Origin of the sequence: Nitrospira sp. (assembly GCA_029194675.1) — a bacterium.
Lineage (GTDB): Bacteria > Nitrospirota > Nitrospiria > Nitrospirales > Nitrospiraceae > Nitrospira_D.
On sequence record JARFXP010000002.1, the window covers coordinates 1,161,185 to 1,177,660 of the forward strand.

Annotated in this window: 16 protein-coding genes; 3 read left to right on the forward strand and 13 right to left on the reverse strand. The window is 58.1% G+C overall.

Features of this window, described 5'->3' with window-relative positions; genetic code table 11:
- Positions 1-312 precede the first annotated feature (312 nt).
- Positions 313-1,923 (reverse strand): alpha/beta hydrolase, encoded by a 1,611-nt coding sequence (locus P0120_14450; GenBank protein MDF0675520.1) that lies wholly within the window; start codon positions 1,921-1,923, stop codon positions 313-315.
- Between the two features lie 366 nt (positions 1,924-2,289).
- Here P0120_14450 and P0120_14455 point away from each other — a divergent pair, with 366 nt between their 5' ends.
- A complete protein-coding gene (locus tag P0120_14455) occupies positions 2,290-2,961 on the forward strand; it encodes a transposase (GenBank protein ID MDF0675521.1) in 672 nt (223 codons plus the stop codon).
- 92 nt (positions 2,962-3,053) lie between these two features.
- Here the strand turns inward: P0120_14455 and tmpT are convergent, their stop codons facing one another.
- Entirely contained in the window at positions 3,054-3,689 is a 636-nt protein-coding gene (gene tmpT, locus P0120_14460; protein MDF0675522.1) for a thiopurine S-methyltransferase, read from the reverse strand.
- Between the two features lie 242 nt (positions 3,690-3,931).
- Here tmpT and P0120_14465 point away from each other — a divergent pair, with 242 nt between their 5' ends.
- Positions 3,932-4,957, forward strand: coding sequence for a methyltransferase (locus P0120_14465; protein ID MDF0675523.1), 1,026 nt, complete (start codon positions 3,932-3,934; stop codon positions 4,955-4,957).
- Between the two features lie 332 nt (positions 4,958-5,289).
- Here the strand turns inward: P0120_14465 and P0120_14470 are convergent, their stop codons facing one another.
- From P0120_14470 to P0120_14510, 9 genes are all read right to left on the reverse strand, one after another.
- Positions 5,290-6,018: an inorganic pyrophosphatase gene (locus P0120_14470; GenBank protein ID MDF0675524.1), complete on the reverse strand. Its 729-nt coding sequence runs from the start codon at positions 6,016-6,018 to the stop codon at positions 5,290-5,292.
- A gap of 199 nt (positions 6,019-6,217) precedes the next feature.
- The gene (locus P0120_14475; GenBank protein ID MDF0675525.1) at positions 6,218-6,988 is read right to left on the reverse strand and encodes a molybdopterin-dependent oxidoreductase; all 771 of its coding nucleotides are present in this window, start codon (positions 6,986-6,988) and stop codon (positions 6,218-6,220) included.
- On the reverse strand, positions 6,978-7,907 hold the full coding sequence (locus tag P0120_14480; protein MDF0675526.1) for a cytochrome b/b6 domain-containing protein: 930 nt from the start codon (positions 7,905-7,907) through the stop codon (positions 6,978-6,980). Before P0120_14480 ends, P0120_14475 begins: the two co-directional genes overlap by 11 nt.
- A 162-nt stretch (positions 7,908-8,069) precedes the next feature.
- The gene (locus P0120_14485; GenBank protein MDF0675527.1) at positions 8,070-8,387 is read right to left on the reverse strand and encodes a hypothetical protein; all 318 of its coding nucleotides are present in this window, start codon (positions 8,385-8,387) and stop codon (positions 8,070-8,072) included.
- Between the two features lie 55 nt (positions 8,388-8,442).
- Positions 8,443-8,904 carry a YHS domain-containing (seleno)protein gene (locus P0120_14490; protein MDF0675528.1) on the reverse strand — a complete coding sequence of 154 codons (462 nt, stop codon included), beginning with the start codon at positions 8,902-8,904 and terminating at the stop codon, positions 8,443-8,445.
- 90 nt (positions 8,905-8,994) lie between these two features.
- A complete protein-coding gene (locus P0120_14495) occupies positions 8,995-9,276 on the reverse strand; it encodes a zf-HC2 domain-containing protein (GenBank protein MDF0675529.1) in 282 nt (93 codons plus the stop codon).
- Positions 9,277-9,329: 53 nt separating this feature from the next.
- Positions 9,330-10,055 (reverse strand): sigma-70 family RNA polymerase sigma factor, encoded by a 726-nt coding sequence (locus tag P0120_14500; protein ID MDF0675530.1) that lies wholly within the window; start codon positions 10,053-10,055, stop codon positions 9,330-9,332.
- Positions 10,052-10,321 carry a hypothetical protein gene (locus tag P0120_14505; protein ID MDF0675531.1) on the reverse strand — a complete coding sequence of 90 codons (270 nt, stop codon included), beginning with the start codon at positions 10,319-10,321 and terminating at the stop codon, positions 10,052-10,054. The genes P0120_14500 and P0120_14505 overlap by 4 nt, the downstream gene beginning before the upstream one ends.
- Before the next feature lie 284 nt (positions 10,322-10,605).
- Positions 10,606-13,020, reverse strand: coding sequence for a sigma 54-interacting transcriptional regulator (locus P0120_14510; protein MDF0675532.1), 2,415 nt, complete (start codon positions 13,018-13,020; stop codon positions 10,606-10,608).
- A 245-nt stretch (positions 13,021-13,265) separates the two neighbouring features.
- On the opposite strand from P0120_14510, the gene P0120_14515 reads away from it, so the two are divergent.
- Entirely contained in the window at positions 13,266-13,577 is a 312-nt protein-coding gene (locus tag P0120_14515) for a YajD family HNH nuclease (protein MDF0675533.1), read from the forward strand.
- Positions 13,578-13,736: 159 nt separating this feature from the next.
- Here the strand turns inward: P0120_14515 and P0120_14520 are convergent, their stop codons facing one another.
- Both P0120_14520 and P0120_14525 read right to left on the reverse strand, forming a co-directional pair.
- Positions 13,737-15,428, reverse strand: coding sequence for a hypothetical protein (locus P0120_14520; GenBank protein ID MDF0675534.1), 1,692 nt, complete (start codon positions 15,426-15,428; stop codon positions 13,737-13,739).
- 100 nt (positions 15,429-15,528) lie between these two features.
- A complete protein-coding gene (locus P0120_14525) occupies positions 15,529-16,347 on the reverse strand; it encodes a class I SAM-dependent methyltransferase (protein ID MDF0675535.1) in 819 nt (272 codons plus the stop codon).
- Between the last annotated feature and the right edge of the window lie 129 nt (positions 16,348-16,476).

Here is a 16,476-nt window from a genome sequence, read left to right on the forward strand (position 1 = left end):
GTTGTCAGACTCTTCCATTCGCGACTCTCCTCCGGCTTCGCGCCGACACACCCCGACCCTTTTATTTTTCGCCTCAGGACCCACATCTGGTGAGGAGCGCCATACGTACTCGACGCAGGCCGCGTCTTCAGCACCGCGGCGTGCGAAAAGAGTGGTGTTTCCCTTGACCGGAGCCTTCGAGATGGGCGACCCCTTTTCTATCCACTCACGATAGACCCCTATTTCAATCTGGGTCGCTCGGTTGCCCCGAACATGGGCCGGGGGCACGGAGGCACCGCGAAGAGCGGGGCGCGGTCCGGCTGGCCGACCTGACTACGGAGGCGACGGCAGGGAGAACGGCGCTGCATCCTGCTCGCACACCGTTCCCTCGGGCGGCAGTGCGCCGCCCAGGAGGAAATCGACCGCGTAGTTATAGGCGCATGTGCTCGGGTTGACCAGAGCGGTATGGCCGTTTCCCCTGACCGTGAGCAACCGGGCGTAACCCAGCTGCTCGAGCATCTTCACGGAGCTCGCATACGGGGTCGCCGGGTCGCCGGTGTTGCCGATGAGCAGGATCGGGTTCGCCCTTGGCGTGTTCCACGGCCCCTCGTAGACTCGAAGCGCGCGGGCGGGCCAGGTGGCACAGGGCTCGTCCTGCCACAGGATGGGGAGGCCGATCGGTCCCGAGCGCTGGAGGACGAACGGCTCGAGGTTGATGTAGTCTGCGGGATCGCGGGGGCTCGGGGTCTCGGCGCACTCCACCGCCATCTCCTGCTCCGGCCCCGCGTACCGCTCTTTCATGCGCTTGGGTGGCTGTTTTAAGGCGGGCGCGTCCGCCTGCGCTGAATTGACGCCTCCCGCCTGCGCAACCGCCTCGAGAATGACCGCAAGCCCTCCCCACCCAGGAACGTCCAGGTCCGAAAACTTCTCGTTCGCGAACGGTTGAACGATGAAGAGACCCTCGCTCATTATGGTGAGCACCCTGCCGTAGGTAATGATGGTGCCCGACGGAAACGTGATCGGACCCTCGCGCAACCGTTCGAGGAGCGCGCCCCATTTCTTCTCGGTCGCCCTGGCGCTGCCCGCGGTGAACGCGCAGTTCTCCTTGGGCGCCTGCCCGCACAGCGTGAGGAAGGCATCGAGCGACTTCTGGAGCCCGACGTCCTGGCCCAGGCGGAGCATCGTGGGGAGCGCCGGGGTCTTGTCCCCGCCGGCCAGCCAGATCTCCGGGGCCGCGTTGCCGTCCAGCACAAGCCTGCCGACCGCGTGCGGAAACAGGTTCGCGTAGGTGGCGCCCAGCATCGTGCCGTAGGAAATGCCCCAGTAGTGGAGCGCGCTCTCGCCGACCGCCTGGCGCAGCAGGTCGAGGTCGCGCGCCACGTCGGCAGTCGACATGTGCGAGAGCAGCGCGCCGTTCCGCTTCGCGCAGCGCTCCCCGGCCTCGGTCCACTTGTTGATGTACGTCAGCTGCTGCTGCAGTCCGATCGGGATGGAATTGGCGAACTCGCCGAGGAACGCGTCTTCCTCATCCCCGCTCGCGAAGCACTGCACGCCCGAGCTTTCGCCGGTGCCGCGCGGATCCCAGCTGACGATGTCGAAACGTTGCCGCAGCGTGGCCGGGAAGAAAGTGAACCATGCGGGAAGGAAGACCGTGCCCATGCCGCCCGGACCGCCGGGGTTGAAGAACAGCGTCCCGATGCGCGTCGACTGGTCGTCCGCCGGGTGCATGATGACCGTCAGCTTGATAGACTTGCCCGCGGGGTCGTGGTAGTCGAACGGAACCTTCACCGTGGCGCAGAGAAAACCTCCGACGGCCCTGCCTGCGCTGCCTTTCGGGCATTCCTTCCAGTCGAGCTCCGGGACGGCGGGTGGAGCTGCGCCCCGTGAGTCGGCGGTTGCCGGTGAGCAGATGGCGAGTCCGGCCACCGCGAGCGCCACGGTCATCAGGAGTCTCCCCGCCGCGGATTGTGCGCGCACCGACGGTCGCACATCGGGCTGGATCGAACCGGGTCGGAGAGTCATCTCAGTGTCCTCCCTCGGTTGTGGTGCCGAACAGCGGATGGCTTGCTTCGTCTAGGTCTTACTTGCGACGGCCGATTCGACTGGCGGAAGTCGGTCAGGAGTATATACCGCCTCGACGGTATTGTCGATCATGACCAGTCGATTCCGGACCAACGGCGGCGAGGAGATTCGAGCCACCAGTGGGGACCGCCCGCGAGCAAATTGACAGATCGCTCGAACGGAATGAAATAAAAAGGGTCGGGAATCTTTTCTTGACAAGCTTATGCCGCTTTTAGTACAAACCCTCCCATGCCACGCCGTCCGCGCCTCGCAGCCGGAGATTTCGCCTACCATGTCCTGAATCGTCGTGTCGGACGTCTGTCGCTGTTTGAGACACGAATCGACTATGTCGCCTTCGAGAAGATTTTGGCGGAAGCGCATGCCGCCTCCGGAATCCGCATCGCCGCCTATTGTCTGATGCCGAATCATTGGCATCTGCTCCTCTGGCCGAAACGCGATGGAGAACTCTCCGAGGTGGTCCGCTGGATCACCGTGACGCATACCCAACGATGGCACGCTCGCCATCAGACAGCGGGCACTGGCCCGGTCTACCAGGGCCGGTTCAAATCGTTTCCGATACAGGCCGATGAGCATTTCCTCGCAGTTGCCCGTTATGTGGAGCGCAATGCGTTGCGGGCGAGAATGGTCAAACAAGCCGAAAATTGGCAATGGTCCAGCTTGTGGCGCCGAACGCAGGGGGACCCGAAGCTGACCGCATGGCTGAGCGACTGGCCGATAGACCGCCCACGGAATTGGGTGGCGCGGGTGAATCGTCCTGAAACCGGCGAGGAACTGGAGGCCCTTCGAGTGAGTGTGCAACGCGGCCGCCCCTTTGGCGAAGAAGCCTGGGTGAAACGGATGGCGAAACGATTCGGAATGGAATCCACGTTACGACCCCGCGGGCGCCCGAAGGGCTCGTAAACACAGTCTGCCGATCCGTTAGGACTTCTTGTAGTTGATGACCTTGCTACAGGAAAGCACAGCGTGGGTGATCTCGATGTTCAGCCTCTCCCCTACCCTTTCAACAGCCAGACATTCTCTTTGGCAGGTCCTTTCCCCTTCAACCCACCGGCAACCTGCGTGGTGGCAATGAGTGTGAGATCATACGTCGTGGCGTAGTGCCGGTGGACCTCCTCATCGCTCACAGAAAACGGAGGACCTTCCATCAGGCTCTGATCGTAGTCGTAGCAAATAAGTAATTGGTGCGACTTCTTAGTAACTTCCGTGAGGTGTGCTGTGTATCGCTTGCGCATTTCTGCTGGAAACGCCACCAATGCGGCCCGGTCATAGACGGCATCAACTGGGCCGAGCATCTTTCCAGACACCGCAAAGATATCGCCGACAAAGATGTCGAGATTGTTCGCGCTCCACTGCTCGACGTTGCCGGCTGTCGCTCTGTTCGGTTGCACGCCAAGTTCCATAAATAATTGCTCAATCGCGAGTTGACTCAATTCAGCTCCCACCACACGATAGCCATGGGACAGCAGCCAAGAAATATCCAGTGTCTTTCCACACAAGGGGACAAAGATCCGACAGCCTTGGGCTACCGATAGCTCATGAAAATGTTTGACGAGGAGTGGATTGGCTTGGTCTTCGTGGAAGCCAATTTCATTTTTCTCCCACCGCTGATGCCAAAAACTTGGGTCCATGTTCATCCCCTTTGTACAGAACAATTGAGCAACTGATCAGCTTCGTATCCACTGTCGAATTGGGCACTGGCATGAGATATTTGATGTTGGTTCATCAATTGTCAAGCGTCATCCAGCTCAGCTTCGGGGTGTTATCTCTCGATCATCCTTCAGTCTTTCTCACTTCTCTGGTAGATACACCTTCTTAGTTACGGTACACTCTTCCGCATAACACGATGCGCCTTGATACCGGAGGCCACACGATGCCCGAACCCGATATCACCTCTCTTCTCCCTCATGCACAACTCGTTCAAATGGGCACTGCACACTGGGTGTCGCACATCCTCTACGTCACCGCAAAGTTGAGCCTGGCAGACCATCTGGCCAAGGGACCGACCCATGCAGATGACTTGGCCGCTGTGACGAACACCCATCCCCCTTCCCTTGGTCGTTTTCTGCGGACGCTTGGACACCTAGGACTCGTAACCAAGGACAGCGCAGACCGCTTCACGCTGACCACTCTCGGTGCGGCATTAAAAAGCGGCGCCCCTGGTTCAGCACGCGCGGCGATCCTGACATTGGCGAGCCCGATCATGACGCAGGGATGGGGACATCTGCTTGAATCAGTCCAGACCGGAAAACCTGGGCTGGAACAGGTCACGGGCATGCCCATCTTCGACTGGCTGGCCCAGCATCCCGCAGAAGCCTCCCTCTTCAGCGAGACAATGGTGAGTTTCCACGGAGCGGAACCATCCGCCGTGGCGGACGCGTACGACTTCTCCGGCATGCGTACGATCGTGGACGTCGGCGGAGCGACGGGCAATCTGTTGGCCACTATTCTGAGCCAGCACCCCAAACCGCGTGGTATCCTGTACGATCTTCCCCACGTTACCCGCGACGCTCCGGCGCTTCTTCAGTCCCGCGGCGTGGCCGGTCGGGTGACGATTGAGTCCGGCAGTTTCTTCGATCGCGTACCCACCGGCCATGATACGTATCTGCTTTCACACATCATTCACGATTGGACCGAAGCTCAGTGTCTGACGATTCTTGGCCATTGCCAGCGAGCCCTCGCACCGGCCGGTCTGGTGCTGATCATCGAGATGGTTCTACCGGAAGACAACACGCCGCACCCGGGAAAGATGCTCGACATGATGATGCTCGTCGGCCCCGGCGGACAAGAACGGACAATCCCGGAATATCGCCAACTCCTCGATAAGGCCGGTCTTCGACTGACGAGGGTTGTGGCCACGAATTCAGCCGTGAGCATCGTGGAGGCGATGAGCGCCTGATCGATACGTTCACGGGTTCTTCCGCTTCGACGGCTTGCTCACCTTCTGCACCATTACGATCACACGGATGTGCGACTATGCCGCCTGGAGGAGGTGCGAAAATTTTATGCGACTCGTTTACCGGCACTGGGATTCACACATTGGTTGGATGTTGAAGGTTGACTGTCACTTCAAGCTGCCGATTCCTGGAAGGTGAGGGGAAAACACTGCGATGGACCACGCCGCGACCCACACTCATCCAATTCTTGCAAGCCCGCAAGAATCGGGAGTGGCAGAAACCTGCCATCTAGAGTTTGCAGTCACACCTACCTGAGCGGACACCATCGCACGCCCTACAGAGTCTTCGGCCACAGGGAACTCAGCTCCGGATACTTCGCGCGATAGTCGGCGTGGCTAGCGCGAATGACTTTCAGCGCTTCCTCCCGTCCATACACGCTCGTGATTTCCACCTTGTGATGCGTCGTGCCCGGCGCGCTCTTATAGGTGAGAAAATAATGTTGCAAGCGATCCATGAGCGGCTTCGGACATTGCGAGATGTCCGTGAAGTTTCCGTACACCGCATCGTCCCGCATCACGGCGATGATCTTGTCGTCGGCTTCGCCGCCATCAGCCAGGCTCAACCCGCCGATCGGCAGCGCCGTCAGGAGGATGTCGCTGTGCGGAATGCTCTTTTCCGATAACACACAGATGTCGAGCGGATCGCCGTCCCCGACCATGTCCTTGCGGCGGGCTCGCTTCGCGAAGATGCCGGCCACCTGGCTTCCAGAGTACGTCTGCGGAATAAGCCCATAATAGACCGGGCAGAAATTAGAAAACCGCTGCGGCCGGTCTACCTTGAGAAAGCCGCTGTTCTTGTCCACTTCATACTTGACCGTGTCGGTCGGGACGATTTCGATGTAGGCCGTCACCACGTCCGGGGCTTCCTCCCCGATAGACACGCCGTGCCACGGATGCGCCTTGAACATCAGCCCAAGCAGACGTTGAAACGGATCGCTCCCTCTGCCTATCTCAACCGCCTTGCCTGTGTCCGTTTCTTCTCCCTTTCTCCTCTTCTCTTTCATGTATCCTCCGCATTTACCGACCATCCCAGAGACATGCGACTTCCTTCAATCGCACGCTAGTATCTCCCAGGAGGTTAGTAGGGAGCAATGGTTTCTCGGCAAGGGACTTTACCAGGGCTCCCGCAATCGAGGCATACAACTCGCACATTTCGCAAGGTCAGAAGGAGCGAGAACAGAGCTGAAAGTCTGTTTCAGCACCCTATATACCGGCATACCACTCATACCCCTGATCTTCCCAATAGCCTCCCTTCCCACCACCGATGCCGGCAAGGGACTCGACCAGCTCGATCTTCATGACATACTTCGCCTGTTTGTACCCGAGCTGTCGTTCGAAACGGAGACGAAGCGGAGCGCCGTGTGGAATATTCAATGGTGCACCATTTAGTTCATAGGCTAGAATGGTTTGCGGATGATAGCAGTCAGCCACCGCCATGCTCTCGTAGTACGCAATCCCTTCGTCATCCACATCGGCGCAGTGGAACACAGCATAACGGGCAGTCGGCAACGGTTCGACTTGGCGCATCAAGTCGGCGACCGGAATTCCGGTCCATTTTCCGATGGCGCTCCAGCCCTCCACGCAGTCATGCCGGGTGATTTGTGTTCGTGAGGGCAATTCTTTCAGCGCGGCCAACGACCAACTTCTCGGCGTCTGCACCAAACCGACCACCTCCAACGTCCATTCAGAAAAATTCTGTGCGACATGCTGAGCGTACTCTTCCGTGCCGGGCTCGGTGTTGCCGTTGGCTGGAAAGATCTTCGAGATGTCGGCCTCGCGGTATTCTTTTGCCAATGCGTCTCTGGGAGTGACCGCCCGTTGCGCTGCTTCGGTCCACCGCTCGGCTTTGCGGAGGATAGCCGTAAACCAGCTGCTCTGCGTGAGGTTATCGCAACCGGAAAGCGCAACCAGGCTCGCGGCACCCAATGTTCCCCTGAGTAAGCTGCGTCGTTCCATCGTATGTTCATGCTTCATGGCCCACTCCATCATTATTCTTAACGATAAACCACCCCGTGACCATCGAGCGGATATTGTTAAGAAACCCAGTGAGAATCACCTGTACGACATGAATGGCAATAAATCCGACGAACAAAAAACAAGCGATAAAGTGGATCGTTCTCGCTCCCTGACGTCCTCCGAAGCTGGCGAGCAGCCAAGGAAAGGCGGTATCGATCATCGGCGACATCGCGAGCCCGGTCAGCACAATCACCGGTGCCACGATGAACAAGATGCTTGCATAGGCCAGTTTCTGAAGGACGTTATACCGCTTGGCTTCATTACCGGTGGGATGCCGAAGGATCAGATGATCTTGGATCGACTTACCGATACCACGGAGATCCTTACCGGTCGGAGTCAGATCGCGTGTGGCATGTCGACTCGCCAAGGCATAGGCGATGAAAATCACACCGTTGATCACAAAAAGCCAGGCAAAGAACAGGTGCCATTGTCGCCCCATGGCGAGCCACTTAGCGCTTGGTATGGTCGCCCAGGCTGGGAAGGCCCGACCTGATCCATTCGAGTAACCGAACAGGCCCGTCGTATCGAATGGATGTCCCATGATCGTTGTGACGCCGTGCATTTCACCACTGTCAGTTTGTACAGGTCTAATTGAGAGCAACGAACGGTCACGATCGGAACGATCGCCCCAGTAGAGAGCCGGATGGGCGTTGAAGATTTGCAGACCGCTCATGATCAGGATGATGAGGAACGGAACATTCAGCCAGTGGCTGATCCGCACCGGTAGCCGATGGCGGTACACACGTTCGATCGCAGGAGGAGAAGCAACCCTGTGGTCACTTGCTGCCGACGGCGCCTCAGGCACTAACGGTTCTGCCATCGGCATCTGCTCCCCTTCCCGACCGACGACTTCTTCAGATTCAACAAGTCCCGCCATGGCCCACCTCCTCATTTCAACCATGCACCACATATCGGTTTGTCGGAAACAGAGGAGGTTCCTTACAGACGATGGGTGGCCTGTGTGGAAAAACACAACGGCCTGCGATCGGATTTCCCGACCGCAGGCCGTGGCAAGAAACAACGAGCGTGGCTCTCTATTTTAATAACCTAAGACTCCCTTCATGTCGCCTTTCATCGCATCTTGCGCGGCTTTCATGTCGTTTTTCATGGCATCCTTTGACGCTTTCATCGAATCGGTCTTTGCCTTCATCTCTCCTTTCATCTCACCCTTCATCGTGCCAGCGCTTCCTTTCATGGCATCAGTGCCGGACTTCATTTCGCCCTTCATGGCGTCGACATCAGCCTTCATGTCGCCTTTCATCTCGTTGGCCATCTTCCCCATCTCGTCGGCGAAGGAATAGACGCTTGCGCACATCACACATGCGATCGCTGCAAGTGAGACCATCATCTTCTTCATTGAAAACCTCCTGGTTGGGATTGGTGGACTGACATGATGAGGGAGCTGTATCCGATTATTCATGCACCTTGGTTTGCTTCTGGACCTCCGGCCAATTGGTATCAGCCTTCTGAACATAGCCGGGAATATCCGAGAGCCACCGAGAACGGACCGCTTCACTGTAGTTGAGATACAGCTTATCACGGACAACCGTAAAAGCCGCCGGATCAATCACAGCCTTGTACCCTTTGGCCATCCCATAGGCGCAGTACCCACCATACTGCGGAGCATACTTGGTCGGATCAGCAGCAAAGGTATCCCGATGAACCGCTGAAGCAAACTGGAAGGTCGAGCCCTGAAAATCAGCACGAAACTCCTGTAATCCCTTCACCGGCTTCATCTCTATGAAATAGGCGATCGGATCATAGCCATCGATAGCCAGGTTGTTCCGCTCAAAGAACTCTCCAGCATAGACAGTAACCGACCACAGCATTATTTGATGGAGAGTTACGGACAGTACGATCGAGTATCGTTTCATTATATAGCCTCCCTTGATAATCCATAGGATGAAGTCAATTGAGGAAAGAAACTCTTACACAGACATCAAACGAGACAGCAGCGTAGGACATCAACCACCCGCTGGTGACGGACGTGCTCGCTCAGCAAAGACTTGCCGCAATCGGTTAGAATCGGATGGTTGTTCAACGACTTTGGGCAGTAATCCCACCACGTCCCGCACCGTCGCAATCTGTTTCACATAGGTCTCGCAGCCGGCACAGATCGCCAAATGCATGGCGATTTGACGCTTCCGCTCGTCCTCGACCTGTTCATCGAGATACAGCGAGGCCCCCTGCGCGATCTCATGGCAGGCTATCACTGAGAAAGTCGGCTGCCCCCCTTCCCGTGCCATCGTAAAGACCCTCCTTCAGTGCTTATGACTGGGTCGGTCCTTCCGGCATTTTCTTACACGGCAGATCGTCGTCCCTCCAGATAGGTCTCCACCACCTGGCGTACCCGCTCCCTGGCTCGATGCAGCCTGACGTACAGGTTCGTTTCGGTAATCTTCAGGATTTCGCAAACCTCCCTTGCGTCGACTCGCTCGACATCACGCAAGATTAAGACGTCCTTCAAGGTCCGTGGCAACGCCTCAATGGCCCGATTCATGGCCTCGACCGCCTGCTGTGATGCCAGGAGCTTCTCCGGTGTCTGATCGTCCCAGGGCTGAGGCGGGAAGGCCCAGTGGCCGGCCCATTCGCCAGACTGGCGAAACCGAGATGGATCAACCGCTTTGTCGCTGTCGTCGACGGCAGACTCGAAGGAGGAGAAAGTCGTGTGGCGCTTTTCGCGCACTCCTCGATCCTTGGCCTTGTGGATCATGATCCCAAAGATCCAAGTCCGAAGTGATGACCGGCCTTCGAATCGATCCAATCCATCAATCACCGCTATCCAGGTGTCCTGGACAACTTCTTCTGCCACTTCCCGATCCGCTACATAGCCCATTGCCATGCGGATCAACGCTCCATGGTGTTTGTTGACCAACTCGTCGAAGGCTCTTTCCTCTCCCTTCCGAAGCCTGGCGATCAGCTGTTGCTCGGCATCGATTACCACTGTCCTCATCGATAAGGGCTGGGTCACAAGAGACGAAGGGCCCACGAATGGTTCTGTATAGGTCGTGGTTGCTGCGTTCATGATCGGCCTCCAGTTTGGAGCAGTTCCGTCACAATAGCCGGAGCGCTCATTAGGATGACGTGTTTGCGAAGGAGGTTATTCATCACCTCAACTCCTCTCATGTCGATGTGCTCGAGGTGGGAACAATCCAAATGCACGACCTTCCGGTTTCGAATATACGAGCGGCATTCTCTATCAAGTAGCACCGCCCATTGACCCGTAATCTTGCCTTCCAATTTCAGGAGCATATCGCTCCCGCTCTCCCGAACCTTCGTGATCTTCAACATCGTCTCCTCATCTCCTTCAGCTTCAATTCGATGCCAGGCTATTGAGCAAGCGAGATGCCGCACAGCGATACGAGACCGACGTCGTTTTAAGTAGTTGAATGGTTTATGGTTTGTGATGGGTATTTCGAGGAGGATCGAACATCACAGAAGCGGGCATTCCCAAAATATTGGGATCGTCACGAAATGTTGGGAGTGGTGGGAAATGGTAGATCTGATGATCTGTCGATCGACGATCTTCTGATAGTCAATAGCTCATCAGATCGGCAGATTCCGCATTTCACGCTTCACGAGGAACGACCTGAGGTAGGCCTGGAAATGCGCAGTTTCTTCATGCGGGCCTCCAGCGTGGTTGGGTTTAATCCGAGAATTTTTGCCGCACCGTTCTCACCGCTGACGCGCCAGTTGGTGTGTCCCAGCACATCGAGGATGTGGTCTCGTTCCATTTCTTCCAGCGTCATCGTCTTGGCGGATCCGCCTTTCCCGTTCGATGATGAGAGCCAGTCGATCGGCTCCAACTCAAGTCCTTCACTGAGGATCACGGCCCGCTCGATCACGTGCTCCAGCTCCCGGATATTGCCGGGCCACTGATATCGCTGAAGGGCCGTGACCATCCGCTCGGGAATCCGGTCAATCTTCTTCCCGAGATTTGCGGCGAGCTTGCGGACAAAATACTGCGCCAACAATGGAATGTCTCCGTCACGTTCGCGCAGCGCAGGCAAATGAACAGGAAACACGTTGAGGCGGTAATACAGATCGGGTCGGTAGTGGCCAGATTTCGTCAGGTACTCAAGATTTCGGTTTGTGGCAGCGATGACGCGCACATTCACCTTGAACGTCTGCGTGCCACCCACCCGTTCAAACTCACCCTCTTGCAAGACACGTAAGAGCTTGGATTGCAGATCCAACGGCAACTCGCCGATTTCGTCAAGGAAGATCGTCCCCTTATCCGCCACTTCAAAACGGCCGACTCTCTTTGTTAACGCGCCGGTAAACGCGCCCTTTTCATGGCCGAAGAGTTCGCTTTCAATAAGACCGGCCGGAATCGCTGCGCAGTTGACCTTCACCAGCGGCTTGTTTTTGCGCGGGCTCAGATTGTGGATAGCCCGTGCAATCAGCTCCTTGCCGGTGCCGGTCTCCCCGGTAATGAGGACTGTCGAATCCGTGGGTGCCACGCGCTCCACATTTTTCAAGACCTTCTTGAGTGAGGTCGATGAGCCGATCAGCTCCTCAAAATTGTGGCTTCCCTTAATCTCTTCCTGCAAATACACGTTGGCCGCTTCGAGCCGTGCTTTTTCCTGCTCCATCAACATCTGTTCAGTAATGTCGATGAACATGGTACGGGTGTATGTTCCGGTAGAATTGGGACGGGACCACCACCTGATCCACAGCGGCTTGCCGTTGTCCTTCCGACGGAGTTCGAGTACGACACCGCCCGTGTCGATTCCGCTGCCGATAGAATCGAACGCCTGTTTGAGGCGGTGCTGTGCTTCCGGTGTATCGGGGATAAACGACTTCCCGTAGGTCCCCTCCACCTGGTCCGGCGTTATACCCAGGATTTTGAGCGCAGTCCTGTTTGCGCGGATGAATTTCGAATCCAGTCCTTCATTCACATAAGCGATCGGCGCCTCGTCGAAGAGATCACGGAGGCACTCCTGATTGTCTTTGAGCTGCGCATCCATCCGTTCCCGTTCCAGTTCGGCGCCGGCCCGAACGCCGAAGATCTTGAAGACCGACAGCACACGCGGATCATCGTGCATCGGCTTGGTATCCATCACGGCCAGGTGACCCATCACCGTGCCGGAACAGTCCGATACCGGAATTGCCAAGTAACTCTCGACGCCCAGTTTGGCCAGGTCTTCCCGATGCCCAGGAAAGCAGTCTTGGACTTTCTCCGGAAACAAACACACCTCGCCGGCCAACACACGCTCGCAGGGGGTATGATGCAGGTCGTATTCGAAGTTGTGGAGGAACCCATCCCCTTTCCAGAAAGCGAGCGTACGCACGCGCGCCCGATTGCCCTCGACGAACTTGGACACGAACGCATATTTGGTCTGGAGAGCCTCGGCCAGATTTCTGACCAGGGACGGGAAAAATGCGGCTCCGGTCGCCGCCGCCGTGCCTTCATCGATCTTGCGCAACGTCAAGTCGCTCTTGCGCAGGGCAAGTTCGAACCGCAGCCGTTCGAATTCGGCGGCGGCGCGCATAGCGAAGATGCCTAGGATGGAGGTCGCGCGCACGTGGTCTGGCATCGGGCGAGAATCCATGATAGCCAGATGCCCGACGACACGGGCGGAGGCATCCACGACCGGAACTCCGCAATAGCTCTCGACGCCGATATCCTGGATCAACTGCACATGGGGATAGAGCTCGCGGAGCTTGCTCGGATGGTGCACGCACCGGCTTGTCAAAACCGTCTCACAGGGGCCTCGGGCCGGGATCTCGAACGGCGGCAGCGACTGGCCTTTGCCCCATCCCGCTTTGGAGCGGAACCGGCCATCGTCTTCGTTCAGTTCCGAGATATACGCGTAGTCTACTCCGAGCCAGGTCGCCAACTGCTGCACGAGAGTCGGGAAAAACTGCTCACCGACTTTGGCCCCCACTCCTTCGAGGATCCGACGAAGGATCGTTCCAGTCTCCGTTGTGTCGTCGGCTATATGGTTCTGAGGTGCAGCGGATTCACGTTCAGAGGGCGGCATCATATTCACCCACCGATGGAGTGACCGGGGGAGGAATCACGGGAACGGAGTCTAACACCGAAGGGGAAAATGTGGCAACGCAAGCGGCTGTGATCCGGGCATGAGTCTGCCGCTCCCCATTCAAGAGCCTGACGCGGGTGCCCCACCGCCGGTACAAAGGAGCGGTATCGTGGATCGTTGATAGTGCATGGTAAGGCTAATTTGGTATACTAGGGCTCCGTGGCGCGTCGCCTTTCCTGGAGGCTCACATGGTACGGAGCAACCACGAGCAACCCTACCGAGAGCGTGCCTTAAAATTATTCCCTTGGATCTGTGCTCACTGCGGACGAGAGTTCGACGGCAAGAAACTCAGCCAACTCACGGTCCACCACAAGGACCATAACCATCATAACAATCCCCCGGACGGCAGCAACTGGGAGTTGCTCTGTCTTTACTGTCACGACAATGAGCATCAGCGCGATCAGGTAGGTGGCGGGTCACATGACTCTCAGTCGAGGCCGGAAACGGATCGACCGTTCACACCCTTCGCCAACCTGCTCAAACGCAACACCGCAGCCTGACCAACCCGGCCCAACTTCCTGCTCCCAAAGCAGGAACGCTAAAACTGAGGGTCTCGCGAACGAGTGCTTTTCAAACCGGTAGGAATGTAACAAGGGGTCGGAGGCCTACGCCGATCCGACCCCAGACTCTCCGCCCGGCTTTCTGCCATTCTCCGCTAGCTAGAACCTCGATGCCGTCAGCGTCACGTCCGCGCCTGTCCACGCTCGGTGGAAGCGTGTGTCCACTGCGGCCGCCTCGGTGTTCTTCTCCTGCGCCCGGAGCGCCTGCGCAAGCCCAAACAGGGACCAGCCGTTCTCGGGGAAGCGACGAAGGTCCTCGCGATACACCTTCTCGGCCTCGGCATGACGTCCCGCTTTCAACAGAGCGGCGCCGAGCGAGTGCCGAATCGGGTAGTACCACTTGGGCGGTTCGAAGTAGAGACCCCCGTCCTCGATCTTGGCCGCCTCCCGGAAGTGGTCGATGCCGGCGTCGAGGTCACCACGGCGAGTCGCGAGCTCTCCGGACAGGGCGTGCACGGCGATCGAGAGCGCGGTCTTGCCTTCAGCACCTTCGGGTGTCGCGGCGTCGATCGTCGTCACCGCATCCAGCGCGGCTTGCACCTCTGCCCACTCTCCTTTGGCGGCATGCGCCACGCCTCGTGCGTAGGATGCCATGGCGTACGAGAAGCGGATGTCCTCCGGCGGAAGCGGCTCGGCAAGCACCGCGTCCCATTTTCCGAACGTCGTGAGCGTGAGCGCGTGGTACGGCAGCATTTCCTGCAGCATCCCGACCTGGCGCGCGGCGTCGAGGTTCACCTTGGAGGTGAGTGTATTGGCCGCCTCAATCGCTTGCGCACTGCGGCCCGCCATGGTGGAAGCGAAGGCAAAAAAGTGGATGTTGTGCGGGTAGTATGCGAGCGGATAGACGCCCATCGGGCGCTGGCCTTCGATGAACTCCTCGTCCGTATGGATGGCATGGTGGTTGGCCTGCACGGCATCATTCCACCGTCCGACGCGGATGAAGATGTGCGCGGGCATGTGGACCATGTGTCCTGCGCCTGGCATGAGCCGAGCCAGCCGTTCGGCGCACGGCACCGCAGCCTTCGGGTTCACCGCCTCGACCGCGTGGATGTAGTAATGACAAGCACCAGGATGATTGGGATTGTGCGTGAGGACCCTCTCGAGCTGGTGGACGATGTCCTTGGTTTCAGGGTAGGGAGTGCCGTCGGGGCGCCAGTAGTTCCACGGGCGGAGGTCCATCAGCGATTCGGCGTACAGGGTCGCGGCGTCGAGATCCTTGGGGTAGGTCTTAGCGACCTGCCCCATCGCGCGCGAATATGACGTGTCCAATCTGGCACGATCGGCCGGTGGGTCCACCTCGTAGCGCTGCGCGAGCGCCTCGATGTACGCGCGCTCCTGCGCCGTGGCGCGGGACTTGAGCGTCAGCGCTTTCTGCACCGCCGCATACGCCGCAACTCCGCTTGCCTGGTCCATGGGAGCATTGACATGCGGCCCGTAGGCAAGCGCGATCCCCCAGTAGCACATGGCGCAGGTAGGATCGAGCTCTCCGGCGCGCGTGAACGAGCGGATCGCTTCCGCATGATTGAATCCGTAGACAAGCCGCAGGCCCTGATCGAAGTACTGTTGTGCGGCCGTGACTCGGGTAGAGATGCGTTTGTGGTGAGAGCCGAGGTCCGTATAGAGGGGGACCGTGTCAGACTGGCTCGTCGGCGGTGCAGACTCGTCCATCGATTCTGTGGCCCAACTGGGAGCAGCCCAGGTGAGTAGAGCAGCTGCGGCAAACACAATGATGCGGGTGGACTTCATGGCGTCCTTCCTTCCAGTCAACGCGAGTAATCCTAATGGTTTCATGGCAGCCTCCTTCATGGCAGCCGGATTGTATCCGGCTTTATATTATTCTGCTGGATGCAAGAATAGAGTGAGAGCTCTCGCTTCCTTTTGAAATTCCACATCACGCCCGAATACCGATGACTTCCAGATATTCTGCAAACACGGTGGTGCAATCGGCCCCGGCTCGATTGTGTGTGGTCCAGAGCGATTCGAGATCCCGGCGCAATTGAGCTTGGCCTTCGGCATCGAGCGACGCGAATGCCCGATTCGTGGGCCCATAATAGAGGCGAAAGACCTCCACGACCTCCGACGGTGGGAAGGGATAGGTGAAGAGGTATTGCCGCCTCGTGAGGTTGAGTTCCGAGAGTCCGTGGCCAAGCCTCTCACGGACGGTGGCTTCGTCGCCCCACAGAACGGGCGATGGCATCCCGGACGGCGCGATGAATTTCGAGACGGCCTTGAACATCTGCCCGATGAATCCTTGCGGCGTCCAATTGGCCATGGCAATGGTACCTCCCGGCACACACACTCGCAGCAATTCCTTAGCGACGAGGTCGGGTCGCGGGGCAAACATCGCGCCGATCAGACTGGTCACCACATCGAAGCTCGCGTCATCGAACGGAAGCGCCTCGGCATCGGCCTCCTCAAAACGGGCCTTCAACCCCTCCGCTTGCGCGCGCGCCTGCGCCCGCTCCACTAAGTTGCTTGCGATATCGACGCCGGTCACTTCAATACCGTCTTTCGCCGCCATCAGCGCCAGTTGACCAGACCCACAGGCGACGTCCAGCAACCGGCATCCCGGCGCGATATTGAGCCGGTCATAGAACTCTCGCGCGCCGCCTTCCATATACCGTGAAAAGCGATCGTAGTCTCCGGCGGTCCAGATCGATTTGAGCCGAGCCTTGACACTGTCTATTTCCCCAATCGCTGCATTTGTCATAACGGCCTCCTCCTTGTTTGATCGATGTACGGCACTGTCTCATGTGCCACGCTGTCTCTGTTCGCACTATACCGAACATGCGCGACGGCGTCTTATCAGCGCGTCTGGTTCTCTTAGCAAGAGCATGCT